Genomic DNA, 22,656 nt, shown 5'->3' on the forward strand with positions numbered 1-22,656 from the left:
CTCCATTGTGTGGAGGGTACATATCCGCCCGCCGCGGCGGAAGATCGACTCAGGGGTTTCGCGTCCGCTGACGAGCGGCGCCGGCACCGCTCAGTGGTGCTCCCCGGCGGTCAGGCGCGCCCCCTCGCGTTCCTCGCGGCGGTTCTTGTGATGACTCGCGCCCACGGCGACAGCCAGACAGGCGCAGATGACCACGAGCGACAGCCAGACAGGGATCTTGTACACGTCGGCCAGCAGCATCTTCGCGCCGACGAACACCAGGATGGCCGCCAGGCCGTACCGCAGGTACCCGAACCGGTGCATGGCCCCGGCCAGCAGGAAGTACATGGCCCGCAGTCCCAGGATCGCGAACGCGTTGGAGGTGAAGACGAGGAACGGCTCCGAGGTGACCGCGAAGATCGCCGGGATCGAGTCGACGGCGAAGACGATGTCGCTGGTCTCCACGGCGACCAGGACGGCCAGCAGCGGCGTCGCGACCCACCGGCCCCGCCCGCCCTGGTCGTCTTCCTGCCGTACGAGGAACCGCTGGCCCTGGTAGGAGTCGGTGACGGGGATGATCCGGCGCATGGCGCGCAGCACCAGGTTGCGCTCGGGGTGCACCTCGATCGCCGAATGCCTGGCCATCTTCACGCCGGTGTAGAGCAGGAACGCGCCGAAGACGTACAGGATCCAGTGGAAGCGGTCGAGCAGGACGGCGCCCGCACCGATGAACGCGGCGCGGAAGACGAGCGCGCCGAGCACGCCGAGGAACAGCACGCGATGCTGCGACTCGCGGGGCACCGCGAAGAACGAGAACAGCAGCGCGATCACGAAGACGTTGTCGACGGCCAGGGACTTCTCGAGGAGGTAGCCGGCCAGGTACTCCCCGCCCGCCTCGGCCCCCCAGACCAGCCACACCACGACTCCGAAGCCGAGGCCGAGGGTGATCCACAACCCGGACCAGACCAGCGCCTCACGGGTGCCCACCACGTGGGCCCGGCGATGGGCGAACAGATCGATGGCGAGCATCACCAGGATGACCGCCAGAACGGCGGCCCAAACCCACAAGGGAACCGACATCGTCAACCTCCATCACCGTCGCGTGCGACGGGCTCGGTAGGCCGACGGTCTCCCCTACCACCAGCGAAGGTGGCCCTCGCGCCGGGACGCCTGCGGCGGCGGCCGTGATGACGACGCTGAGGTAGCCGGGTACTCCCCCTCGAACTCCGGGCAAGTATCCCTGGGTTCGGTTTCTTACGTCAACCGGCCCCCCGCGCCGCGTCAGAGGCGCCAGTCGATCACCGGCCCCGCGGGCACGACGCGCAGCGGATTGATCTTCGGGTGGGTGCCGTAGTAGTGCCGCTTGATGTGGTCGAAGTTCGTGGTGCCGCCGAAGGCCGGGTTCGCGTACAGGTCGCGGGCGTAACGCCAGAGGTTGGGGTAGTCGACCAGGCGGCGGAGGTTGGCCTTGAAGTGGGTCACGTACACCGAGTCGAACCTGGCCAGCGTGACCCACAGGCGGACGTCCGCCTCGGTGAGCCGGTCGCCGAACAGGTAGCGCCCGCCACCGAGGCGCTCCTCCAGTTCGTCGAGGGCCGTGAACAGCGTCGCCACCGCCGCGTCGTACGCCCCCTGGCTCTCGGCGAAGCCGCAGCGGTACACGCCGTTGTTGACGTCGGCGTACACGCGCTCGTTGAGCGCGTCGATCTCGCCCCGCAGGTCCTCGGGGTAGAGATCGGTCCCCGGCCTCGCCCACCGGGCGAACGCCTGGCCGAGGTCGAGGCTGATGTCGGGGAAGTTGTTGCTGACGATCCGGCGGGTCCGGCGGTCCCACAGCACCGGCACCGACACATGGCCGTCGTAGCCGGCCTCGGTCGCCTCGTACGCCTCCCGCAGCAGGGTGAAGCCGTTGAGCTCGTCCGGGCCGTGCCCGCGGCCTTCACGGAACGCCCACCCGCGCCCGTCGCGCACGGGGTCGACGACGGACATCGACACGACGTCCTCCAGGCCGAGGAGCGCCCGCACGATGACCGAGCGGTGGGCCCATGGGCAGGCCAGCGACACGTACAGGTGATACCGGCCGGGCTCGGCCGGAAAGCCGCTGCTCCCGTCGGCCGTCACGCGGTCGCGGAAGCGGTACAGAGGCCGCTCGAACGACCCGTCCGGCCGGGTGGCCGCCTTCACCGTGTAGTCGCCGTGGGTCGCGAAGTCCACCGGACTCGCGACGGGGGCCGTTGTCGTCACGCCGCCGTCCTTCCTCTCGTCGCCCGCAGGACGAGCCTACGGCGACGGGCGGCGCGACGCCCACGGTCCCTGAGCCGCCGGCGTCCCGGGGGGCGGCGGTGCCGCGCCCGCGTCAGGTGCGGACGAGGCGGCGCACCGCCCGCCCTTCGGCCGTGGTCCGGTCATCGGTCCGGCCATCTGATCCGGCCGTCTGATCCGGCCATCCGGTCCGGCATCGGGCCGGTCAGTGGGCCGGTCCCATGTGCGACCCGGTCCGGAAGCCGCCGGTGTGCCCGCGCTGCGTCATGGCGAACCGCATCATCGCCAGGCCGAGAAGCAGGATCAGCGCGCCGACGATCACGTTGCTGATGATCGTCCCAGTGGTCGCCATGCCTCCCCTGATCACCCAGGGGGCGACGATGGTCCAGATACCGAGCAGCGGGGCGACCCAGGAGAGTCCGTAGGTGCGCCCGAACGCCGAGCTGTACCCCATCGCAAGGAGCGCCACGGCGAGGCCCGTGACCAGGTTGTTCACCGCGAGCGGAGTCCGCGTCCCGCTGAAGCCGACAATCCACGGCGAGAGCGCTAGATACATGCCGCTCAGGAGCGTGAGACCGTCGGCGAGCTGTGCCGCGGGATTGGCCGCCGCGGCCTCGTAGCGGGCGCGCATCTGCATGATGTCGGGATGCGTCCCGATGTCGGCACCATGTGTCATACGTCACACCACCCTTCAGAGGTGTGTGCTGCAGTCCTTATTCCTAGCGTACGCCCGATTCGTCACTTTTTCCCGGTTTGGAGGGGTTGTTGTTGCAGGGGCGGGTGCGCCGCTCCCGGCGGCGTTTAGCCGCCCCACCTGGGGAAAGAGGGAGTGCGTCAGCTTCTGGAACTGAGAGGAGCGTCCACATGGGCACGGAGGACAAGTTCCGCAACAAGTCGGAAGAGGTCGCCGGCAAGGCCAAGGAAGGACTCGGCCGGGTCACCGACGACGAGAGCCTGGAGGCCGAGGGCCGGGCCGACCAGTCGAAGAGCCACCTGAAGCAGGCGGGCGAGAAGGTGAAGGACGCCGCCGGCAAGGTGCGGGACGCTTTCAAGGACTGATCCACAAAGAACCGGCCGTCCGCGGGGCCGGCGTGTGCCGGCGTTCGCGGTGGCCGCGACGTGAAATACGGGGCCGGGCCGGTGGGGCCGGCCCGCCAGGGATCCCGGCCGATCAGGCGGGCTGCGGCAGCGTGACGCGGAAGGCTGACGTCACAAGCGCCTGGATGAGACGCACGAGCAGCGCTTCCAGGACCATGATGGCCGCCCGGGAGAGCACGGCGGCGAGGAACTCAGACACTTCACACCTCGGTAGGACAAATCGGCTACAAGGGAAGACTGCCGCATAAACCTCCCAGAACGGCGTAGTTAAGGTTACCGTTCGGTGAACGGTCGGTGAGCGTTGTGGGTACGCGTCCCGATCACGCCTCCCGGCCACGTGTCCGCCGCCGTGTCCGCCGCCGTGTTCGCCGCTGTGTCCGGCCCGCGGTCCGAGCGTCCCGTCCGGTCGTGCCGCCCCGATGCGGGCGGCACGACCGGACGGCTCAGCCGGGATAGGGGCGGTTGAACCTGGGCGGGGTGAACGGCACGTACCGGGGAGCGGGATCGGCCCCCAGCGCCGCCGCGCGGGCGTTCATCGCGGGGGCGGACGTGGCGGGCCAGCGACCGGTCCGCAGCCGGTCGATCATCGTCCTGAGCGCGGCCTCCTGCTCCGCCGGCGAGAAGTCGCAGTGGCCGACGGTCTCCGTGTACGTCTGGCGCAGCAGGGCACTCGCCCCCGCCCGGCGCGCCTTCTCCTCGTACGACTGCTGCTGGGCCACGGTGGAGATCTGGTCGCCCGTGCCGGACAAGGTCAGCACGGGGACGCGCAGGTCGCCGTCCAGGACGATCCCACGGGAGAACCGCAGCACGGCTCCCGGGTCCGCCGCGACGCGGGGCGCGGAGGCCAGCGTCCGCAGATCGGCCCCGAGGTCGAGGCCCGCCGCCGCGTACAGGTCGCGGACGGCGCGCCGGAGCGCGGGCTCGGCCAGGCTCAGCTGTTTCGTGTAGTCCACACCGGTGTTCCAGGACGGGTTCCCGCCGACCACCGCCATGAGCTGGCGCCGGCTGCCCATGGCCTGCCCGATGTAGGGCAGGGGCCCACCGGCGAGCGCGAGGTAGGCGCCCCGCTGCAGCGCGGCGGCGTCCCCGTGAGCCGGAGGCGGCGGCGCGGACCCGTCGGGGTCGCGTCCCCAGGCGGGCACCTGGCCGATCGCGGCGGCCAGCGCGATCCTCGCCCTTCCCTCGGGAGTCTGCTGCGCCGCGGCCAGGGCGTCGAACCACGCCTTCCTGGCGGCCTCGACATCGGCGGGGATGTCGACGACCGGCAGCCCCGGCGCGACCAGGCGTTCGAGCACGAAGACCGTGTCGAGCTTCTGGTTCCACTGGCCGACGGACCCGCCGAGGCCGCCGCACATCGGAACGGCGGCGTCGAAGGCGCCGGGGTGGACCTGGGCGACGCCCGCGGCGACGAAACCGCCCATCGAGGCTCCGGAGGCGATCGCCGTACGGGCCCGTCCGTAGGCCTGTTCGAAGCGGGCCAGCGCCTCGGCCTGGTTGTCGATGGCGGCCCGGATGTCCCAGCCGGTGATCGCCCGGCTCGTCCCGCCGCGGGCGACGCCGGCGGCCAGCAGGCGCGCGGTCAGGGGCTCGTCCCGGCCGGTGCCGGCGAAGTCGAGGGCGACCACCACGGTGCCGTTCCAGCGGGCCGGGACGACGAACTCGTACGGCGTGCCGTCCTCGAGGGTGCCGCTGACGCAGGTGGGGCGGGCGGGAGAGCCGGGCAGGCACGGAGCTCCGCCAGGAGGCGCGGCGGGGGGCCCGGCGGTGGCGGCGGCGGTTCCGCCTCCGGCGGCGGTGGCCGCCAGCGCGATGGCCAGGCACGCGGTAGCTACGCGGCTGATCACAGTGACAGTCCCTTCGGCTCGATCATCGAGGCGTTCTCGGCACGCGGCCCGGTCCTCGCGCGGCGAAGCCGGTGATGGACGGGCCGATGCCAGTGGCCCGGAGCCCGGCGAGGTCCGCGAATGGCAGGCGGGGCGCCCGGCAGCCGTCGCGAGACGTATATCAGTCGCTGACGAAGCGATCGTTGTGGTTTATGTCATAGGTGTCAACCATGGCGGTCGCCGGGTAGCCCAGGGGGAATGTCGGATCCACTCGCTTCAGCACTTATGCGACGTCCATGCGATTTTCGCCCGCCTATAAGCGGTGAACGGTCGGCCGCCGTTCGTTGAACTGTCGAATGTTTCAGGCGTGAGGGAGTCTCCGGTGGTCGATCCGGCCCGCGCCGCTCGGGTGCCCCACGGGTGTCCAGCCGAGTGTCCCGGGGGGATACTGGGAGATCGGTTCGGCTCCACAGGCGGATCGCCGAGAAAGCATGACAGTTTAATAACGAGCGCACGCACAAGCGTTGTCAATATACTCGTGCCGTGAATGATCGGGAGAGGTCCCAGGCAGGGGATGTCGATTTTCCGCGTTTCCAGGTGGGCGCGCCCCCGCAGCACCTGATCACGACGATCCTGGGGGACTACTGGATCGGCAGGCCCGAGCAACTGCCGTCCGCGGCCCTGGTGAGGCTGGCCGGGGAGTTCGGCGTCTCCGCCGTGGCGGCCCGGGCCGCGCTCAGCCGCCTGACCAGGCGGGATCTGCTGGAGTCCGCCAAGTCGGGGCGGCGCACCTACTATCGCCTGACGGATCGGGCCGCCGCGGTGATGCTGGAGGGGCGGCAGCGCATCATGTCCTTCGGCCTGGAGCAGGGCGACTGGGACGGGACATGGGTGATGGCGGCGTTCTCCGTCTCGGAGGAACAGCGCGACCTGCGTCACGCGCTGCGGGCGAGGCTGCGCTGGCTCGGCTTCGCCCCGCTCTACGACGGGCTGTGGGTGTCGCCGACGGCCGACGCCGACAGGGCGGCGGCGGTGCTCGCCGAGCTGGAGATCCCGATGGCGACGATCTTCCGCGCCGAGGCCCTGGCTTTTCCCGGCATGCGCGCCCCGCAGGATGCGTGGGACTTCGGCCAGCTCAGGCACACCTACGAGCGGTTTCTCGCCCAGCACTCGCCCCTGCTGGAACGCGTGCGCAACGGCGCGGTCAGCGCGTCCGAGGCGCTGGTGGCGCGTACGGGGATCATGGACACCTGGCGGACGTTCCCCAACCACGATCCCGGCCTGCCGGCGGAGCTGCTGCCCGCCGACTGGCCGCGCGCCGCGGCCAGGGACCTCTTCGTGGAGGTCTACGACACCCTTGGGCCGCTCGCCGAGTTCCGCGTCAAGCAGATCGTGGCGGAGTTCGAACCCGGGCTGGCCGAGCTGGTCGCCCACCACAGGACCGGTTCCATCCTCGCGTTCAGCTGACCCGCTCCTGGCGGCAGAGGGCCCCACGTTCGGCATATCTTTGACGATCGTCAGGATCACGGCTTATATTCGCGCCGTCCGCCGTACACCGTCAGGGGGAGTCCATGGATCATTCCGGCAAGGCGCGGGGAGCCTGAGATGACGGACATGAACGTCGCCGGCCTGGTCGCGATCGACGTCCACACCCACGCGGAGATATCCAAGGACGGGCACGGCTCGCTGAGCCCGGAGCTGTTCGGCGCCTCCGCGGACTATTTCAAGGCCCATGGGCGCCGGCAGCCCACCATCGCGGAGATGGCGGCGTACTACCGGGAGCGCGCGATGGCGGCGGTCGTGTTCACCGTGGACGCGGAGCACGCCACCGGGCATCCGCGCATCTCCAACGAGGAGGTGGCGGACAGCTGCGCCGAGCATGCCGACGTGCTGATCCCGTTCGCCAGCGTCGACCCGTGGAAGGGCCGGGCGGGCGTGCGCGAGGCGCGGCGGCTGGTCGAGGAGCACGGCGTGCGCGGCTTCAAGTTCCATCCGAGCATCCAGGGCATCGCCCCCAACGACCCCGTGGCGTACCCGTTGTACGAGGCGATCGAGGAACTGGGCGTCCCGGCGCTGTTCCACACCGGCCAGACGGGCATCGGCGCGGGCGTTCCCGGCGGGGGCGGGATCCGGCTCAAGCACTCCAACCCGATGCTGGTGGACGACGTGGCCGTGGACTTCCCCGAGTTGCGGATCATCCTGGCGCACCCGTCGTTCCCCTGGCAGGACGAGGCGCTGGCGGTGGCGACGCACAAGCCGTACGTCTACATCGACCTGTCGGGGTGGTCCCCGAAATACTTCCCGCCGCAGCTCGTGCGCTACGCCAACACGCTGCTCAAGGACAAGGTGCTGTTCGGCTCCGACTATCCCGTGATCACCCCTGACCGCTGGCTCGCCGACTTCGACAAGCTCGACATCAAGCCGGAGGTCCGCCCGAAGATCCTGAAGGACAACGCCGTACGCCTGCTCGGGCTCGGCGGCACGCCGGACAAGGCGGCGGACGCGTGACCGTCACGGCGTACGGGCGCGCGTAGGGACTCGGCGGGATCCGGGCGCGGGCCGGCGCGCCCGTCGCGCGGTGCCGCCGCTCGCGGACCCGCGCGAGGCGCCTCCCGTCGTACTCCTCGTGCTCTCCCGGCTACTTGCCGGTGGTCCTGGCGCGCCGGGTGGTTCCCGCGGCGGGAGTCTTCGCCGCGCCCGTGGGCGCGCCCGTGGACGCGGTCGTCCTCCGCCCGGCCGCCCGTGTCGCCGCCGGCTCCTGCATCCCCCCGGGCGTGCCCGGCATGGGAGTGGTCGTCCCGCGGATCTCCTTCTTCGGGCCGCTGAGCGGAGACCAGCGCTGATCGCGCCCCCTGGCCCGCTGCGCGATCAGCGTCCCCGCGCCGATCGCCGCCGCCACGGGCCATTCCAGGATGCCGAACGCGGCCAGCGCGCCGAGACCGCCGTAGTACATGATGCGCTCCGGCGGCGGAAGGAACGTCCTGGCCATGTCCACGGCGTGCCCGACGTCGCGGCCGGTGATGTGCGGCATGCCCACGTGCGGCATGTGCATCTCGGGCGCCCGCAGCTGGATGCGCAGGAACGGCAGGTTCAGGTCCAGCTGGGGCGGGTGTCCCTCCCTCGTCTCCTGGCCGGTCATCGGAGCCGGAGGCGGAGTCGGTGTGGTCGTCGTCCTGGCGCGGGCCGCGCGGGCCCTGGCGGTCGTCGTGGCCGTGCCGGTCGCGGTGCCGCTGGTCGTGCCCGCCGTGGTCGTGCCCGGCGTCGCCTCGGTCGTGGTCATGAGTCCTCCCCGATGACGTGTCCCCCGATCGCGGATCTCGGCCCGACCCGCGGGAATTAGAAAATGACCTTTCTATCCTCTATCGGGCCTTCTGTGATTGCTGTTGCTAATAGCGACTATTTGCCCATTTTTGCCGCCACTTTCGCGCTCGGCACCCCGGGGGAACCGCGTCCGGAGGAGGTCGTGGTGCTCACGGGCGCAGGAGTTGCCGCACCCGTGCGGCCTGCCGCGTGAGATGGTCGCGCTCCGGCACGCTCGCGGCGGCACGGGACGCCTCGGCGTACAGCTCGGCGGCGCGTTCGAGGTCGCCGGCGCGTTCGCGCAGGTGCGCCGTCACCGCGGCGTAGCGGGGCAGGGCGGGATCCACGCCGGCCAGAGCCGCCAGGCCGGCCTGCGGCCCGTCGGCCTCGCCGACCGCCACCGCGCGGTTGAGCCGCACCACCGGGCTGCCGGTCAGGCGCAGCAGCTCGTCGTACCACTCCACGATCTGCACCCAGTCGGTCTCCGCGGCGCTGCGGGCGTCGGCGTGCAGGGCGGCGATCGCGGCCTGCGCCTGGTATTCGCCCAGCCGGTCGCGGGCCAGCGCGGTCTGCAGGATCTCCACCCCCTCCGCGATCATGCGGGTGTCCCAGCGCGACCGGTCCTGCTCGGCGAGCGGCACCAGGCGGCCTCCCGGGCCGGTGCGGGACGCGCGGCGCGCGTGGTGCAGCAGCATGAGCGCGAGCAGCCCCGCGACCTCGGGCTCGTCGGCCAGGGTGGCGAGCTGGCGGGCGAGGCGGATGGCCTCGGTCGCCAGGTCGACGTCTCCGCCGTACCCCTCGTTGAAGACGAGGTAGAGCACGCGCAGCACCGTGCCCAGATCGCCCGGCCGGTCGAGCGGCACCCCGGCGAGCCGCCGCTTGGCCCGGCTGATCCGCTGCGCCATGGTCGCCTCGGGCACGAGGTGGGCCGCCGCGATCTGCCGCGTGGTCAGGCCGCCGACCGCGCGCAGCGTCAACGCGACGGCCGAGCTCGGCGGCAGGCTGGGGTGCGCGCACAGGAAGTACAGCCGCAGGGTGTCGTCGTCGGCGGACGCGGGACCGGCGGGCGGTTCGGCCTCCACGACGAGCTCCCGCCCCCGTCGCGACGCGTCGGCGCGGGCGGCGTCGAGGAACCTGCGCCAGGCGACCGCGACGAGCCATGCCCTGGGATCGCGCGGCGGATCGGCGGGCCAGGTGTCCAGCGCCCGGATCAGGGCCTCCTGCACGGCGTCCTCGGCCGACGCGAAATCCGCTCCGCGCCGGACGAGGACGCCGATCACCGCGGGCACGAGCTCCCGGAGCAGCGGCTCGTTCACTCGGTCACCGTGGGCGGCTCGCTGAGGAACGGCCGGACCTCCAGCCACTCGTGGATCGGCTCCCCGCCGGGACCCGGAGCGGCCGACAGCTCCCCGGCGAGCTGGACGGCGCGGTCCCACGACTCCACGTCGATGACCATCCAGCCGGCGATGAGGTCCTTGGTCTCCGCGAACGGGCCGTCGGTCACCGGCGGGCGTCCCTCGCCGTCGTAGCGCACGAACGCGCCCCCGGGAGCGACCGCCTGCGCGTCGACGAACTCGCCCGTCTCCTCCAGGCGGGCCGCGAAGTCGCGCATGAACTGGATGTGCGCGTCGACCTCCTCCGGCGTCCACCGGTCCATCGGCTCGCAGTCCACGGCGGGGGCCGGGCCGCCGCGATAGTGCTTCAGCAGCAGGTACTTCATGTGGTTCTCCTTCGTCACGCGGCCCGTCGTGGCCACTGTGTCCCTGGGACGGAGCCGGCGCCACATTCTCGACACCCTGAGGCGCGCCGATTTCCAGAACCTTCTTCTAGTCGCGACCCGGCCTACCGGTCGAGGACGTGCAGCGCCAGGGAGCCGGTGCTGAGCGTCTCCGGCCCGTCCTCGCCGCACACGACCATGTCGGCCACCCGGGCGCCGAAGAGGTCGGGCAGGTAGATGGCGGGCTCCAGGCAGACGGTCATCCCCGACGCGAACGTCTCCCCGGCCGCGAGCCAGGGCGCCTCGGCCTGGCTCAGCCCGATGCCCCGGCCTGTCCGCGCGGCGGTGTAGTCGCCGTACCCGCTGCCGTCGACGACCTCGCGGGCGGCCTCGGCGGCCTCGGCGCACGCCACCCCGGGGCGTACGCGGTCGGCGGCGGCGTCCCGCGCGGCGCGGACGACCGAGTACATGGCGTCGAAGTCCTCGGGCGGCTCCGCGACCGCGAAGACCCGAGCGACCTCGGCGCAGTAGCCGTTCCATCGGCCGCGGACCGAGACGAGCAGCGCGTCGCCGGGGTTGATCACGCGCTCGCACGGCCGGTGGCCCGCGTCGGCGGAGTGCTCCCCGGCGGCGACGAGCACGGAGGGCGCCCCTTCGCAGCCCGCCTCGGCGAGCATCGCCCGCAGCCGGCGGGCCATCGCCGCCTCGGTCGCGCCGAACCACGCGAGGTCGCGTACGGCGAGCAGCACGGCGTCGGCCGCGCCGGCGGCGTGCCGCAGCGCGGCGATCTCGGCGGCGCGTTTGCGCAGGCGCAGCGGCGCGAGCACGACCGAGGCCAGCACGAGCTCCGCGTCGACGCGCAGCGTGAACAGCTCCGCGGCGTGCATCAGGGGATCCACGGCCACGCGGCCGGCCACGGGCGGCACGAGAGCCGCGGCCCGCGCGAGGTCGGCGGCGGGCGCGGGCGGCCCGTGGAGCGTCACCACGAGGTAGCCCTCCTCGCCGCCCGCCGCCGACAGCGGGTCCTCCCGCAGGTACCGGTAGTCAGGGGAGGGACGCAGCACGAGGGCGTCGATGCCCGCGTCGGTCATCCCGGCGCGTACGGCGTCCAGCACCAGCGCGTCGATCATGACGAGGCCGGCGGCTCCGGCGCATGCAGCCAGCAGGCCACCGGGCCGAAGTCCGGTTCCCGCTCCCGGCAGACGTCCATGGCCAGCGGGCAGCGGGGGTGGAACCTGCAGCCCGCCGGGGGATCGGCGGGATCCGGCACGTCCCCGGGCAGTTCGGCGGGCAACACCCCGGCGCCGTCCGGCGAGGGGATCGCGGCGAGCAGCGCCCGCGTGTACGGGTGCCGGGGGTCGGCCCACACCTCGGCGGTCGGTCCGGTCTCCACGACCTTGCCGAGGTACATGACCGCGATCCGGTCGGCGATCAGCCGGACGACGGACAGGTCGTGGCTGATGAACAGCAGGCCCGCGCCGGACTCCACGGCGAGGTCGCGCATGAGCCTGGCGACCTGCGCCTGGGCGGAGGCGTCCAGGGCGGAGATCGGCTCGTCCCCGATGAGCAGCGAAGGCCGGGCGGCGAGCGCCCGCGCGATGGCGACGCGCTGCCGCTGTCCACCGGAGAACTCGTGCGGGAAACGGTCGGCGAACGCGCGCGGCAGCCCCACCCGTTCCAGCAGGTCGGCGGGCTGCGTCGCGGTGTCGCCCGCCGTGCGGAGCCCGTCGGCGATCTGCGCGCCGACGCGCCTGCGCGGGTTCAGCGAGGAGTACGGGTCCTGGAACACCATCTGCACGCCGGTGAGCGCCCGGTCCCTGCGGCGCAGCCCGAGGGGCGTCACCGGGTGCCCGCCGACGAGGATCCGTCCCGAGGCCGTGCCGTGCAACCCGCACACCGCCCGCGCCAGCGTGGACTTGCCGCACCCGGACTCGCCGACGAGGCCGACCACCTCCCCGGCGGCGACGCGCAGGCTGGCCCCGGCCACCGCGCGCACCACCGGGCGGCCCGGCGTGCGGTGCTCCACGACCAGGTCCTCCACGGACAGAAGGGGACCGGTCAGAGGCATGGTCACGGCGAGTTCTCCCCAGGCGGAACGGGCAGGGCGTCGAGCAGCGAACGGGTGTAGGGGTGGCGGGGCTCGCGCAGCACCTGGCCGCGCGCGCCGGTCTCCACGACCAGGCCGTCCTTCATCACGCTCACCTCGTCGGCGACCGCCGACATCACGCCGAGGTCGTGGGTGACGAGGAGGACCGCGAGGCCGAGGTCGTCGCACAGGCCGCGCAGCAGGCGGAGGATCCCGGCCTGCACCGTCACGTCGAGCGCCGTCGTCGGCTCGTCGGCGATCAGCACCTCGGGCTCGCAGGCCAGCGCGACCGCGATGGCGATCCGCTGCCGCATGCCGCCCGAGAACTGGTGCGGGTAGCGCTTGAGCGCCTCCTCGGGGCCGGGGATGCGCACCTTGGCGAGCAGGCCGGTGGCCCGCTCCCGTGCCTCACGCCTGCCGAGGCCCAGGTGATGGCGCATGTGCTCGGTGAGCTGCCGTCCGACCGTCAGCATGGGATGCAGGCTGGTGGACGGGTCCTGGAAGACCATGGCGATCTTCGCGCCGCGCACCGCGTCGAGCTCGCGCTCCGGCGTACGCAGCAGGTCACGGCCGCCGAACTCGATCCGTCCGGAGCTTTCCGAGCCGTGGGGGAGCAGGCCGAGCACGGCGAGACCGGTCATGGTCTTGCCCGAGCCGCTCTCCCCGGCGAGACCGTGCACGCGGCCCGCCTCCAGCGTGAGGTCCACGCCGTGCAGGACCTCACGGCCGCCGATGGACACCCGCAGCCCCTCGATCGTCAACGCGGCGCTCACAGGGCACGCTCCTTGATCGCCCGTGCGGTACGCGGGTCGAGCGCGTCGCGCAGCGTGTCCCCGAGGAAGTTGAACGCCAGGACGACCGTCAGGATGGCGAGCCCGGGGAACGTCGCGACCCACCAGCTGTCGAACACGTCCACCCCCGCGGCGACCATCGCGCCCCACTCGGGCGACGGCGGTCTGGCGCCGAGCCCGAGGAACGACAGGCCGGACAGCAGCAGCAGCGCGGTGCCGATGTCGAGGGTGGCGAGCACCAGGATCGGGCCGGTGACGTTCGGCAGCACGTCCACGCGCAGCGACCGCCAGGCCGAGAAGCCCAGCAGCCGGCCGCTCAGCACGTACTCCCGTTCCCGTACGCCGAGCACGAGGCCCCGGGTCACCCGCGCGTACGCGGGCCAGGCGACGACGAGCACGGCGAGCACCGCGTTGCCGAGGCTCGCGCCGAGGGCGGCGGCCACGACCATCGCGAGGATGACGGTGGGGAAGGCGAACACGAGGTCGGCAAGACGCATGATCGTCTCGTCCACCCACCGGCCGAAGTAGCCCGCGCAGGCGCCGAGCAGGCCGCCGATCAGCACCGACAGCACCACGAGGAGCAGCGTGAGCGGGATGGACACCCGCGCGCCGTACATGACCCGGCTGAGGATGTCGCGGCCGAGCTGGTCGGTGCCGAGCCAGTGCCCGGGGCCGGGCGGCGCGAGCCTGGGCAGCTCCTGCGCCAGGGGGTCGTGCGGCGCGAGCACCGGCGCGGCCAGCGCGATCACGACCCAGGCCAGCGCGACGACGACGCCGACGACCGCCAGCGGCCGCCGCCACGCCCGGGGGAGCCGTCTGACGCGGGTCCGCGCGAACAGGCCGCGGCGCTTCACGAGACTCTCACTCTCGGGTCGACGACGCCGTACAGCACGTCGACGACCAGGTTGATGACGAGGTAGACCACGCCCACGACGAGGCCGACGCCCATGACGGCGGGCAGGTCGAGGGTGGTGGCGCTCTTGTAGGCGTACTGGCCGACCCCCGGCCAGGCGAAGACCGCCTCCACCAGCACGGTGCCGGACAGCAGGCTGCCGAACGCCAGACCGGCCACGGTGATGACGGGCACCAGCGCGGGGCGCAGGACGTACCGGAACAGCACCACGCGGCGGGGCAGGCCCTTGGCACGGGCGGCGCGGACGTAGTCCTGCCCGAGCACCTCCAGCACGGCCGAACGGGTGAACCGCGTCAGCAGGCCGATCGTGTAGAGGGCGAGCACGAGCGCCGGGGCGGCCAGGTGGCCGACGGCCGAGGCGAACGCGTCCCACCGGCCCGACAGCAGGGAGTCGACCGTGTAGAGCCCGGTGAAGTGCGGCGGCGGGGTCATCCCCGGGTCGATGCGGCCGCTGCCCGGGGTGATCTGGAGCCGGAAGAAGAACACGTAGAACGCCACGAGCGCGAGCCAGAACGTCGGCACCGAGATGCCGACGAGGCTCACCACCCGGAGCACGTGGTCGGGGAGACGGTCCCGGCGCAGCGCCGCGATCACCCCGAACGCGACGCCGAGGATCAGCGAGACGACGATCGCCGCCCCGGCCAGCTCCAATGTGGCCGGCACGGACTCGGCGAGGTCGTCGAGCACCGGCCGGTGACTCTGCTGGCTCGTCCCGAGGTCGCCGTGCAGCAGCCCGCCGAGGTGCATGAGGTACTGCTGCGGCAGCGGCCGGTCGAGGCCGTGGTCGGCACGCCACTGGGCCACGATCGCCGGGTCGCCGAGCGCCCGCTGGCCGAGGTTCGCCGCCACCGGGTCGCCCGGCACCAGGTTGGTCAGCACGAAGGTGACCAGCGTGATCCCCACCGCGAGCAGCAGCGCCGTGACGATCCGCCGCACCAGGAACCGGGCGAGCGGGCTGCGCACCGCCCGGTTCCCCGTACGACGGCTACTTGGCGCCGAGGCCGGCGACATCGATCGTCCACACGGGGTGGTACTCAACGCCGGTGACGGAGGCCGCCGTCACGATGTTCTGGCCGGGCTGGATCAGCGGCATGAACGGCCCGGTCGCGTTGAGCTTCTGCTGGAAGCCGGTGAACGCCTGCCTGCGGTCGTCGTCGGTCACCGCGGCGCCGGCCTTGTCGGCCGCGGCCTCGACGTCCTTGTCCGCGCCCGCCTTCCAGCCGGACCGCAGGCCGACCAGCTTGCCGGGGGCGAACGACAGGTAGTTGCTGGGGTCGGGGAAGTCAGGGCCCCAGTACCACAGGCCCAGCTCCTCCTTGCCGTTGCGGTAGTTGTCCAGGGCGGTGGTGACCGGCGCGGGGGCCAGTTCGACCGTGATGCCGACCTCCTTGAGGTTGGCCTGGATGCGCTCGGCCAGCGGCTGGAAGGACAGGCCGTTCACGGTCAGCTCGCTGGGGTACTCCAGCGTGATCTTGGGGTCGGCCACGCCGCTCGCCTGGAGCGCCGCCTTCGCGCCCTCGACGTCGCGCTGCGCCGCCTGGTCGGCGGGGAGCGCGCCGAGGAACATCGACGGGATGATGCCCGACGCCTGCGTCGAGCCCTCGCCCGCCAGTTCGAGCAGGCCCTGGTAGTCGATGCCCTTGCGCAGCGCCTCGACGAACTTGGGGTTGGAGGTGACCTTGCTGACGCCCGGGTCCTGGTTGGCGAGCAGGAAGAACACGTACGCCGAGGCGGTCCGCTTGACCTGCAGGCCGCCGGAGATGCCGCCGACCTGGTCGCCGGACAGGTTCAGCGCGACCTGGCTGTCGCCGCGCTGCACGTTGAGCTTCTGCGTGGCCGACTCGACGTTGCGGATGACCACCTTGTCGTAGGTGGGCTTGCGCGCGCCCCAGTACTTCGCGTTGGCCTTCAGCACGACCTGGCTGCTCACGTTGAACGACTCGATGGTGTACGGCCCGGAGCCGGCTGAGGCGGAGTTCAGGTACTGCTCGGCCTTGTCGCCCGGGTCGTTCGTCGCGCCGTGCTCCTTGGCGACCTTCGAGTTGAGGATGCCGAGGGCGGGGTTCGGGAGGATGTACGGCAGCGCCGGGTTGGGGGTCTTCGACGTCAGCGTGACGGTCGTGTCGTCGGTCTTGGCGACGTCCACCCCGTCGAGCAGGAACGACGGCGTGCCCTTCATGTCGCGGACCCGGGTGAGGGAGAACACGACGTCGTCGGCCGTCACCGGGGACCCGTCGGCGAACGTCGCGCCCTGCCGCAGTTTGAGCGTGAGCACCTTGCCGTCGGGCGACAGCTCGTAGGACTCGGCGAGCGACGGCACGGGCTTGGTGACGTCGGAGCCCTCGAACGTGAGAAGCGTGTCGTAGGTCGCCTTGCCGACGATCAGGCCGGTCGGCTCGTAGGTCCGCCCGGGGTCCGCCGTCTTGAGGTCGAACGAGGTGTCGATCACGAGCGTCTTGCCCGCGGCGCCGCTCTGGGTGCTGCTGGACGAGTCGCCGCCGGAGCAGGCCGCGAGGGCGAGGGCGCCGGTGAGCATGACCGGGAGCAGGCCGGCCCTCACCTGCCACGAACGGGTCGTCATTATGTGTCCTCCGAAAACAGGCCAACTCATGGCCGTATGGACGTTTGGTCGCCGATCGTCCAGGATTGTGCTGCAGAAAGTCCAGCTCATGAGGCCGAGCGGAGACGAATCTCGCCGTGGAGGATGAGAAAGTGACCGAAATGTCAAGCAACACGGGGTCCGGGGGCGGTGCCGCTGGACGGATCGGCATCGGTCTCGAACTGGACGCCACCCACCTGAAGATCCTCGAGGTGCTCAGGGAGAACGGACGCGTCTCGGTGTCCGCCCTGGCCGAGCGGGTGGGCATCTCCCGGGCCAACGCGTACACCCGGTTCGAGGCGCTGCGCGCCGACGGCGTGATCAGGCGGTTCACGGCGGAGATCGACCACCAGCGGGCCGGCCTCGGCATAGTCGCGCTGATCTTCGTGACCGTGCGCCAGCAGATGTGGCGGCAGTTCCGCGCCCAGCTCGCGCAGATGCCGGAGGTGGAGTACTGCGCCATCACCACCGGGCAGCACGACGCGATGATCCAGGTCAGGATGGCCGACGTGGCCGAGGTGCACGCGATGGTCACAGAACGCCTGGCCAACATCCCGGCCGTCAAGGCGACCGAGACCGTGTTCATCCTCGACGAGGTGCTCAGGCGGCCGTACGTGCTGCCGAGCGACCGTGGCCGCGGGGCCGCGCGGCGGCCGGGCGCCGCCCCCGCGCCGGAGCCTGAGCAGGGGCACGGGCAGGGGCTGCCGCTCGGCAAGATGCGGTTCGTCGGCGCGGCTGAGGGCCGGGCCGCGCTGCGAGACGAATCGTAGGGTTCAGGCGACTTCCGCGCAGACGCTGACGTGGACGGCGCCGTCGTCCTCGAACTGGAACTCCTCAACCAGGCGCAGCCGGCCGTCCTCGGCCGTCTCGATGCGGCTGGTGCTCCGGCCGCTCGCGCGATCGCCGGTCTTCAGCAGGTGGACGTAGGAGATCTGCACGCGGTCGGCGTCACGTGTGCCGACGAACCGGCCGTGGACGACGGTGTCGCCCGTGTAGTGCCCCCAGACCACGCCGTCCGACTCCTCGTAGGCGAACTCGGTGGGCGCGTCGGTGTTCACCTCGCTGGCGGTGGAGCTGATCATGACGAAGCGGCGGCCGTTGAGCAGGTCTGTGTCGTTCACGAGTCCGCATCGTGCCGATTTGTACGGGATGCGCAACTCGCTCTGGACGTTCCGCTCACCAGACCCCGGCCCGGCATGTGATCCGTCCAGGACACACGCCGCGGCCGGGCCGCGGAGCGGACGGCCGTGTCAGTGGCCGACGATCTCGGTGAGGGCGGCGAGCGCCGCGCCACGGGCGCCGGCCATGTCGAGGTCCTCCACCAGCGTCACGGTGGCCACCCGCCGCTGCTCCTCGCGCAGCAGGGTGTGCTCGCGCACCCTGTCGAGGAACCACTGGCGGAACTGCGGGGCCGCCTCCACCACTCCGCCGCCCAGGAAGTACGCGTCCGGGTCGGTGAAGTTGGCCGCGATGGTGAACAGCCTGCCGATGGCCATCGCCTGCTGCTCGAAGACCTTGAGCGCGAGCGGGTCGCCGTTCTCCGCGTAGCCGCGCAGCAGCTTGGCGGCCTTCCCGGTGGCCCTGGCCTCGTGGAGCTCGTGATCGGGGAAACGGGTCAGCCAGTAGGGCAGCAGGTTCTTCTCGATGCCGGTCAGCGAGGCCACGCTCTCGGCGTCCCCGACGAAGCCGCAGTTGCAGACGGGCAGCGGCTGGTCGTCCTCCAGCAGGCCCTGCAGAGGGATGTGCACGTGCCCGAGCTCGCCGGCCATCCCCGCCGCGCCCTTCACCACGTGCCCCGACTGGACGATGCCGCCGCCGAGGCCGGTGCCGACGATCGCCGAGACCGACGAGTGCTGCCAGGCCTCGGGCCCGAAGCGTACGTGGTGGGTGTAGAGGGCCGCGGCGTTGCCGTCGTTGTTGTAGACCACCGGCAGCCCGAGCCGGGCCTCCAGGGCGCCCCGGAAGTCGAAGCCGGACCACGCGGGATCGACGAAGTTGGTCGCGCCCCGCGAGGAGATCACGCCGTCGGCGCTGGCCGGGCCGGGGGTGTCGAGGCCCACCGCGCGCACGGTGGACCGCGGGGTGCCGGTCAGCTCCAGCACGTTGTCGAGGGCGAGCAGGAGTTCCTCGACCGCCACCTCGGGACCCTCACGCACGCGGCTGGGGGTCTCCACCAACCGGTCCACGAGAAACCGCCCGGAGGCGTCCAGAACCGTCGCGTTGTTGCTGGTGCCGCCGTTGTCGAGCCCGACGACGACCCAGGACCCTGCTTCTGCCATTGGGGGATGTCCTTTGTGTTCGTGCGTGTCAGTGCGAAGACTACGAGAACCGGCGCTCTCGGGCACCGGCCGGGGCGCGACAGGCGGAACGCCCGCCGCCCGCGGACGCGCACGGTGAAAGATTCAGTTCTGCTCGTGGCCGCCCCCCGCGCCCCGCGCCGGGGGTGGCGCCCGTGAGCTGCGACGGACGCCGCCACCGGCCGGGCGGTCCCGCCCCTGGGCCGCGGGCGTGTTGACCTGTCCGCCGACCCGGAGAAAACATCTGCGTCCGGGGGCCGCAGCGTCGCGACCCGTCTTTCCCAGGGGCCGCGGCCCGAGCGCGAGCGCCCGCCCGAGACTGCCCGCCCGTCCGTTTCCCGTCCCCACGGGCGCGGAGCCGGGCGGCGCGCCGAACGGGCGGATGCGCGGAAAATCGAGGTGCGCATGAAGCAGTTCCGTCCTGTCCAAGGGGTTCGCCCGGGCGCCCGCGTGGGCTCTCCGGTGGCGCGCCTGGTCGCGGCGCTGGCCGCGCTGGTCGCCGGCCTCGTGGTCGTGCTGGTGCCGGGCACCGCCACCGCGGCCCCCGTGTGCAAGGTGGACTACACGATCAACCAGTGGCCCGGCGGCTTCACCGCGTCGGTGCGGCTGACCAACCTCGGCGCGGCGGTCGGCGGTTGGACGCTGCGCTGGACGGCGGGAGCCGGCCAGCAGATCACCAACGCCTGGAGCGCGCAGGTCAGCCAGTCGGGCACGAGCGTCACCGCGGTCAACGCCGACTGGAACGGCTCGCTGGCCACCGGGCAGGCGGCCGACTTCGGCTTCCAGGGCACCTGGTCGAGCAGCCCCACGACACCGTCCGACTGGTCGCTGAACGGCGTGCCGTGCGGCGGCGCCCCCTCGCCGTCCCCGACGCCGTCGCCGACCATCGACCACTCGCCGTCCCCCTCTCCCTCGGCGTCACCGTCGCCGTCGGCCTCTCCCTCGGCGTCACCGTCGCCGTCGGCCTCTCCCTCGCCTTCCCCGTCTCCTTCACCGTCCCCCTCGCCTTCGCCGTCGCCTTCACCGTCTCCTTCGCCTTCGGCCAGTCCGAGCCCGTCGGCGACGCCCACGCCGCCCGGCTGCTCGGGGACGGGCCTGGTCGTCTGCTCCGGTTTCGAGGACCAGTCGGGCACTCCGTCCGGTGAGTGGCAGGTGACCACCCCGAACTGCTCCGGCAGCGGCACCGCCACGATCGACACCACCACCGTGCACAGCGGAGGGAAGTCGCTGCGGATCAACGGCGGCGGCAACTACTGCAACCACATCTTCGCCTCGTCCACGAAGAACGTCTCCACCATCTCGCCCGTGGTGTACGGGCGGATGTGGGTGCGGCACACGACCGCCCTTCCGGCGAGCCACATCTCGATGATCACCATGGCGGACTCCAGGGACGGCGGCAAGGACCTGCGGATCGGCGGCCAGAACGGCGCGCTCCAGTGGAACCGGGAGTCCGACGACGCCACGCTGCCCGAGCAGAGCCCTTCCGGCGTCGCGCTGAGCAGCCCACTGCCCGTCAACCGCTGGGTGTGCCTGCGCTTCCAGGTCGACACCACCCAGCAGGCGATGCGGACCTACCTGGACGACCAGGAGATCGTAGGCCTCCGGGTGGACGGCACGCCCACGCAGGACGTGGACTCCCAGTGGCTGCGCCGCTCCACCGCGCCGCGGCCCACGACGCTGCGCCTGGGCTGGGAGAGCTACGGCAGCGACTCCGACACCATCTGGTACGACGACGTGGCGCTCGGATCGAGCCCGATCGGCTGCTGATCAGCGCCGACAGGGGTAGATAGCCGGGTGTCCGCCAGGTGCGGTCAGGCTCGACGTGGTCCCGTGTTCGTCCGGTGCCAGGCCTCCAGGGGAGGCCTGGCACCGCAGCCGAAGGGAGAGGGACATGACCGACGTGCAGCACCCGACACCGGAACTGATGAAGGAGGGCGACGTCGTCGACCTGCTCATCCGGCAGCACGCGCTGATCAGGGACATGTTCGACGAGGTGCGCGGCGCCGCGCCGGGGGAGCGCCGCGAGCCGTTCCGGCGGCTCGTGCGCATGCTGGCCGTCCACGAGACGGCGGAGGAGGAGATCCTCCACCCCTTCACCCGGCTGCGGGTGGACGGAGGGGCGGGCGTGGTGGCCGACCGGCTCAGGGAGGAGCGCGAGGCCAAGGAGATGCTCAGCAGGCTGGACGAGATGGGCCCGGAGCACCCCGGCTTCATGGACGAGCTGGACAGGCTGCGGCTGGCCGTGCTCGCCCACGCGCGGGCCGAGGAGCGGTACGAGTTCGTCAAACTCCGCGCGGAGACGACCGCGGCCGAGCGGCGGGCGATGGCCTTCGGCGTCCGGGCCGCCGAGGCGATGGCGCCGACCCGTCCGCACCCGGGCGTGGAGAGCATGACGAAGAACCTGCTCTTCGGCCCGCCGGCGGCGGTCATGGATCGGGCCAAGGACCTGATCCGCCGGGCGCTGCGCAAGTAGACACGCACGCGAGTAGACACGCACGCGAGCCCCTCCGCTCGGGGCCGCGTGCGCGGGCCCGAGCGGGGGCGCGCCCGGTCAGTGGGTGCGCAGGCTGTGGAGCGGGTGGGTGCCCTCCGACTCCAGGCGATACTCGTCGCCCGACCTGGAGCGGTTCTCGTCGATGACGCGCTCGCTGGGCGGTTCCGCACCACCCATGAGCTGCTCCTGCCAGCGCTGGAACCGCTCGTGTGCCTCCTGGACGTAGCCGGTGCCCAGGGTGGTGTAGTCGATCTGCGTGGTGAGCAGCTCCCGCAGGTATTCCTTGTTCGGCTCGAACGTCACCGGCTTGGGCAGCGTGGGGGCCAGCAACTGCTCCGGGTCACGCCCGTCGTGCCGGCGGAACAGCTCCGCGGCGATCCGCAGGTGCTCAAGCTCCATGTTGAGATGCAGCTCCCAGATCGCCTTCACCTTCGGGTCGGACTCGGTCTCCATGAAGGAGTAATAGAGGTAGCACTCGTTGTACTCGTGGTTGAGCAGCTGCTCCCACCACGACTCGCCCGGGTCGACCAGCGACTCGTAATGCGTGACGTGCTCCTCCTCGACCAGGCCGATCTCCTGGTAGAGCTGCCGCGCGATCGGCTCCATGTAGGTCGGTCCGACGTTCATGTAGAAGTTCATCGTCTGCTGCTCGGCGGACATGATTGTCAGCGCGTGCAGCTTGGAGATCGCCTGCGCGGTCTCGCGGTCGTAGTGCTCGCGGACGTTGTCGATCGGATGACGGTGGTGCATCATCGTCGGCCGACCGGGCATCACCTCGGTCACCCCGTCGACGATCTTCTCGGCCTTGCGGTGCTCGATCATCTCGTACAGGTTGGCGTAGCGGTACAGGTGGTCGAAGTCCTCCAGCACGCCGAACTGGTAGGCCTGCTTGAGATAGGGGTCGGGCTCCATCCGGGCGACCCACGCGGTGAGGTCGACCGCCACCTGCTCGTAGGCGATCGTCGTCTCCAGCACCGAGGCCAGCCCCGGGAGCAGCCAGTTCACCGTCCGCTGCTGCTGCGCCTCGATGTAGCGCACCTCTGCCAGCCGCCGCCTCGCCTGCAGATCGGACTGGTGCCGGGCGCAATGGTGGCTGAACATGATCGCCTCGGTCTCGATGCCGTTCATCGTGATGATCCGGCACCGGGTGTAGGGATCGGCGCGGTCGGGGTCGATCGGCGTGACATTCAGCTCGCGCCAGTTGCGCAACTGCCGATCCAGCGGGATTCCCCGCTCTTGCAGCGGATTGAACGTCATCTCGGTGCTCCTCCCCATGATTGGCGCAGGCCCTACCCAG

At 71.7% G+C, this 22,656-nt stretch carries 23 protein-coding genes; 6 read left to right on the top strand and 17 right to left on the bottom strand.

Annotated elements, in window-relative coordinates:
* Window positions 1-90 precede the first annotated feature (90 nt).
* The 3 genes from HHX31_RS29460 to HHX31_RS29470 form a co-directional block, all read right to left on the bottom strand.
* Window positions 91-1,059: a TerC family protein gene (locus HHX31_RS29460; RefSeq protein ID WP_169952315.1), complete on the bottom strand. Its 969-nt coding sequence runs from the start codon at window positions 1,057-1,059 to the stop codon at window positions 91-93.
* Between the two features lie 201 nt (window positions 1,060-1,260).
* A complete protein-coding gene (locus tag HHX31_RS29465) occupies window positions 1,261-2,223 on the bottom strand; it encodes a glutathione S-transferase family protein (RefSeq protein ID WP_169952317.1) in 963 nt (320 codons plus the stop codon).
* 223 nt (window positions 2,224-2,446) lie between these two features.
* Complete coding sequence (locus HHX31_RS29470) at window positions 2,447-2,917, bottom strand: SPW repeat protein (RefSeq protein ID WP_169952319.1); 471 nt, start codon at window positions 2,915-2,917, stop codon at window positions 2,447-2,449.
* A 188-nt stretch (window positions 2,918-3,105) separates the two neighbouring features.
* Between HHX31_RS29470 and HHX31_RS29475 the strand changes: the two genes are divergently transcribed.
* The gene (locus HHX31_RS29475) at window positions 3,106-3,300 is read left to right on the top strand and encodes a CsbD family protein (RefSeq protein WP_169952321.1); all 195 of its coding nucleotides are present in this window, start codon (window positions 3,106-3,108) and stop codon (window positions 3,298-3,300) included.
* A 112-nt stretch (window positions 3,301-3,412) separates the two neighbouring features.
* Here HHX31_RS29475 and HHX31_RS35400 read toward each other — a convergent pair whose 3' ends face one another.
* Both HHX31_RS35400 and HHX31_RS29480 read right to left on the bottom strand, forming a co-directional pair.
* Entirely contained in the window at window positions 3,413-3,538 is a 126-nt protein-coding gene (locus HHX31_RS35400) for a hypothetical protein (RefSeq protein ID WP_283244671.1), read from the bottom strand.
* 244 nt (window positions 3,539-3,782) lie between these two features.
* Window positions 3,783-5,183 carry a S9 family peptidase gene (locus HHX31_RS29480; RefSeq protein WP_211590507.1) on the bottom strand — a complete coding sequence of 467 codons (1,401 nt, stop codon included), beginning with the start codon at window positions 5,181-5,183 and terminating at the stop codon, window positions 3,783-3,785.
* 522 nt (window positions 5,184-5,705) lie between these two features.
* Here HHX31_RS29480 and HHX31_RS29485 point away from each other — a divergent pair.
* The gene (locus HHX31_RS29485) at window positions 5,706-6,629 is read left to right on the top strand and encodes a PaaX family transcriptional regulator C-terminal domain-containing protein (protein ID WP_311932298.1); all 924 of its coding nucleotides are present in this window, start codon (window positions 5,706-5,708) and stop codon (window positions 6,627-6,629) included.
* 147 nt (window positions 6,630-6,776) lie between these two features.
* Entirely contained in the window at window positions 6,777-7,670 is an 894-nt protein-coding gene (locus HHX31_RS29490; protein WP_169952488.1) for an amidohydrolase family protein, read from the top strand.
* Window positions 7,671-7,800: 130 nt separating this feature from the next.
* Here the strand turns inward: HHX31_RS29490 and HHX31_RS33890 are convergent, their stop codons facing one another.
* From HHX31_RS33890 to HHX31_RS29535, 9 genes are all read right to left on the bottom strand, one after another.
* Complete coding sequence (locus tag HHX31_RS33890) at window positions 7,801-8,442, bottom strand: hypothetical protein (protein ID WP_211590508.1); 642 nt, start codon at window positions 8,440-8,442, stop codon at window positions 7,801-7,803.
* Between the two features lie 190 nt (window positions 8,443-8,632).
* Window positions 8,633-9,778 carry an RNA polymerase sigma factor gene (locus HHX31_RS29500; RefSeq protein WP_169952323.1) on the bottom strand — a complete coding sequence of 382 codons (1,146 nt, stop codon included), beginning with the start codon at window positions 9,776-9,778 and terminating at the stop codon, window positions 8,633-8,635.
* Window positions 9,775-10,182, bottom strand: coding sequence for a YciI family protein (locus HHX31_RS29505; RefSeq protein ID WP_169952325.1), 408 nt, complete (start codon window positions 10,180-10,182; stop codon window positions 9,775-9,777). Before HHX31_RS29505 ends, HHX31_RS29500 begins: the two co-directional genes overlap by 4 nt.
* Before the next feature lie 122 nt (window positions 10,183-10,304).
* Window positions 10,305-11,309, bottom strand: a complete 1,005-nt coding sequence (locus HHX31_RS29510) for a Xaa-Pro peptidase family protein (RefSeq protein WP_211590509.1) — start codon at window positions 11,307-11,309, stop codon at window positions 10,305-10,307.
* Window positions 11,306-12,247, bottom strand: coding sequence for an ABC transporter ATP-binding protein (locus HHX31_RS29515; RefSeq protein WP_169952491.1), 942 nt, complete (start codon window positions 12,245-12,247; stop codon window positions 11,306-11,308). The genes HHX31_RS29510 and HHX31_RS29515 overlap by 4 nt, the downstream gene beginning before the upstream one ends.
* 2 nt (window positions 12,248-12,249) lie before the next feature.
* Window positions 12,250-13,038 carry an ABC transporter ATP-binding protein gene (locus HHX31_RS29520; RefSeq protein ID WP_169952327.1) on the bottom strand — a complete coding sequence of 263 codons (789 nt, stop codon included), beginning with the start codon at window positions 13,036-13,038 and terminating at the stop codon, window positions 12,250-12,252.
* Window positions 13,035-13,910, bottom strand: a complete 876-nt coding sequence (locus HHX31_RS29525) for an ABC transporter permease (protein ID WP_311932300.1) — start codon at window positions 13,908-13,910, stop codon at window positions 13,035-13,037. Before HHX31_RS29525 ends, HHX31_RS29520 begins: the two co-directional genes overlap by 4 nt.
* Window positions 13,907-14,932, bottom strand: coding sequence for an ABC transporter permease (locus HHX31_RS29530; RefSeq protein ID WP_311932301.1), 1,026 nt, complete (start codon window positions 14,930-14,932; stop codon window positions 13,907-13,909). Before HHX31_RS29530 ends, HHX31_RS29525 begins: the two co-directional genes overlap by 4 nt.
* 22 nt (window positions 14,933-14,954) lie before the next feature.
* Window positions 14,955-16,550 (bottom strand): ABC transporter substrate-binding protein, encoded by a 1,596-nt coding sequence (locus HHX31_RS29535; protein ID WP_169952330.1) that lies wholly within the window; start codon window positions 16,548-16,550, stop codon window positions 14,955-14,957.
* A gap of 140 nt (window positions 16,551-16,690) precedes the next feature.
* On the opposite strand from HHX31_RS29535, the gene HHX31_RS29540 reads away from it, so the two are divergent.
* Window positions 16,691-17,338: an Lrp/AsnC family transcriptional regulator gene (locus tag HHX31_RS29540; RefSeq protein ID WP_211590521.1), complete on the top strand. Its 648-nt coding sequence runs from the start codon at window positions 16,691-16,693 to the stop codon at window positions 17,336-17,338.
* Window positions 17,339-17,341: 3 nt separating this feature from the next.
* Here HHX31_RS29540 and HHX31_RS29545 read toward each other — a convergent pair whose 3' ends face one another.
* A complete protein-coding gene (locus HHX31_RS29545; RefSeq protein WP_311932302.1) occupies window positions 17,342-17,689 on the bottom strand; it encodes a hypothetical protein in 348 nt (115 codons plus the stop codon).
* Window positions 17,690-17,818: 129 nt separating this feature from the next.
* Window positions 17,819-18,847 (bottom strand): ROK family protein, encoded by a 1,029-nt coding sequence (locus HHX31_RS29550; protein WP_169952334.1) that lies wholly within the window; start codon window positions 18,845-18,847, stop codon window positions 17,819-17,821.
* A gap of 468 nt (window positions 18,848-19,315) precedes the next feature.
* On the opposite strand from HHX31_RS29550, the gene HHX31_RS29555 reads away from it, so the two are divergent.
* Together HHX31_RS29555 and HHX31_RS29560 are read left to right on the top strand one after the other, a co-directional pair.
* Window positions 19,316-20,632, top strand: a complete 1,317-nt coding sequence (locus HHX31_RS29555; RefSeq protein ID WP_311932303.1) for a cellulose-binding domain-containing protein — start codon at window positions 19,316-19,318, stop codon at window positions 20,630-20,632.
* 124 nt (window positions 20,633-20,756) lie between these two features.
* Window positions 20,757-21,338 carry a hemerythrin domain-containing protein gene (locus HHX31_RS29560; RefSeq protein WP_169952338.1) on the top strand — a complete coding sequence of 194 codons (582 nt, stop codon included), beginning with the start codon at window positions 20,757-20,759 and terminating at the stop codon, window positions 21,336-21,338.
* A gap of 78 nt (window positions 21,339-21,416) precedes the next feature.
* On the opposite strand, the gene HHX31_RS29565 is transcribed toward HHX31_RS29560, so the two are convergent.
* Window positions 21,417-22,616 (bottom strand): hypothetical protein, encoded by a 1,200-nt coding sequence (locus HHX31_RS29565; RefSeq protein WP_169952340.1) that lies wholly within the window; start codon window positions 22,614-22,616, stop codon window positions 21,417-21,419.
* Window positions 22,617-22,656 lie beyond the last annotated feature (40 nt).

Origin of the sequence: Microbispora sp. H11081, from assembly GCF_012999535.1 — a bacterium.
GTDB lineage: Bacteria > Actinomycetota > Actinomycetes > Streptosporangiales > Streptosporangiaceae > Microbispora.

Coding starts and splice junctions, on each gene's coding strand:
- HHX31_RS29475 (WP_169952321.1), top strand. CDS start 3,106: ATGGGCACGGAGGACAAGTTCCGCAACAAGTCGGAAGAGGTCGCCGGC.
- HHX31_RS29535 (WP_169952330.1), bottom strand. CDS start 16,550: ATGACGACCCGTTCGTGGCAGGTGAGGGCCGGCCTGCTCCCGGTCATG.
- HHX31_RS29470 (WP_169952319.1), bottom strand. CDS start 2,917: ATGACACATGGTGCCGACATCGGGACGCATCCCGACATCATGCAGATG.
- HHX31_RS29505 (WP_169952325.1), bottom strand. CDS start 10,182: ATGAAGTACCTGCTGCTGAAGCACTATCGCGGCGGCCCGGCCCCCGCC.
- HHX31_RS33890 (WP_211590508.1), bottom strand. CDS start 8,442: ATGACCACGACCGAGGCGACGCCGGGCACGACCACGGCGGGCACGACC.
- HHX31_RS29560 (WP_169952338.1), top strand. CDS start 20,757: ATGACCGACGTGCAGCACCCGACACCGGAACTGATGAAGGAGGGCGAC.
- HHX31_RS29490 (WP_169952488.1), top strand. CDS start 6,777: ATGAACGTCGCCGGCCTGGTCGCGATCGACGTCCACACCCACGCGGAG.
- HHX31_RS29510 (WP_211590509.1), bottom strand. CDS start 11,309: ATGATCGACGCGCTGGTGCTGGACGCCGTACGCGCCGGGATGACCGAC.
- HHX31_RS29550 (WP_169952334.1), bottom strand. CDS start 18,847: ATGGCAGAAGCAGGGTCCTGGGTCGTCGTCGGGCTCGACAACGGCGGC.
- HHX31_RS29515 (WP_169952491.1), bottom strand. CDS start 12,247: ATGCCTCTGACCGGTCCCCTTCTGTCCGTGGAGGACCTGGTCGTGGAG.
- HHX31_RS29460 (WP_169952315.1), bottom strand. CDS start 1,059: ATGTCGGTTCCCTTGTGGGTTTGGGCCGCCGTTCTGGCGGTCATCCTG.
- HHX31_RS29565 (WP_169952340.1), bottom strand. CDS start 22,616: ATGACGTTCAATCCGCTGCAAGAGCGGGGAATCCCGCTGGATCGGCAG.
- HHX31_RS29540 (WP_211590521.1), top strand. CDS start 16,691: ATGTCAAGCAACACGGGGTCCGGGGGCGGTGCCGCTGGACGGATCGGC.